Origin of the sequence: Ewingella sp. AOP8-B2-18, from assembly GCF_052376015.1 — a bacterium.
Taxonomy (GTDB): Bacteria; Pseudomonadota; Gammaproteobacteria; order Enterobacterales; family Enterobacteriaceae; genus Ewingella; species Ewingella allii.
In genome coordinates this window covers 1-1,067 of sequence record NZ_JBQSVB010000054.1, presented here as the reverse complement: position 1 = coordinate 1,067, position 1,067 = coordinate 1, and the positions used below count along the sequence as shown (strand labels likewise).

At 51.4% G+C, this 1,067-nt stretch carries 1 protein-coding gene; it reads right to left on the bottom strand.

Going from position 1 to position 1,067, the window contains the following annotated elements:
* The coding region (gene tuf / locus ACT3RR_RS23065; RefSeq protein ID WP_496201167.1) for an elongation factor Tu at positions 1-1,067 on the bottom strand (1,067 nt) is incomplete at both ends.

Here is a 1,067-nt window from a genome sequence, read left to right as displayed (position 1 = left end):
ACTACCATGTTGATGTTGTCACCTGGCATTACCATCTCTACGCCTTCTGGCAGTTCGATGGTACCGGTCACGTCAGTTGTACGGAAGTAGAACTGTGGACGGTAGCCTTTGAAGAACGGAGTATGACGGCCGCCTTCATCTTTGCTCAGGATATACACTTCTGAGTCAAATTTGGTGTGTGGTTTGATTGAACCTGGTTTAGCCAGTACCTGACCACGTTCGATGTCTTCACGCTTGATACCACGCAGCAGAACACCAACGTTCTCACCAGCACGGCCTTCGTCCAGCAGTTTGCGGAACATTTCAACGCCGGTACAGGTAGACTTAACGGTGTCTTTGATACCAACGATTTCAACTTCTTCGCCAACTTTGATGATACCGCGCTCTACACGACCGGTAACAACGGTACCACGACCGGAGATGGAGAATACGTCTTCGATTGGCAGCAGGAATGGCTTGTCAATCGCACGCTCTGGTTCTGGGATGTAGCTATCCAGGAAGCCAGCCAGTTCGATGATCTTAGCTTCCCACTCTGCTTCGCCTTCCAGTGCTTTCAGCGCTGAACCACGAACAACTGGGATGTCGTCGCCTGGGAAATCGTAAGCAGACAGAAGTTCACGAACTTCCATTTCTACCAGTTCCAGCAGCTCTTCGTCATCAACCATGTCGCATTTGTTCATGAATACGATCATGAATGGAACGCCAACCTGGCGACCCAGCAGGATGTGCTCACGAGTCTGTGGCATAGGGCCATCAGTTGCAGCCACAACCAGGATCGCGCCGTCCATCTGAGCAGCACCGGTGATCATGTTTTTCACATAGTCGGCGTGTCCTGGGCAGTCTACGTGCGCGTAGTGACGGCTTGGGGTGTCATATTCAACGTGAGAAGTGTTGATGGTGATACCACGAGCTTTTTCTTCTGGCGCGTTATCGATCTGGTCGAAGGCACGAGCAGCACCGCCGTAGGTTTTAGCCAGAACGGTAGTGATTGCAGCAGTCAGGGTAGTTTTACCGTGGTCAACGTGGCCGATAGTACCAACGTTAACGTGCGGTTTTGTACGTTCAAA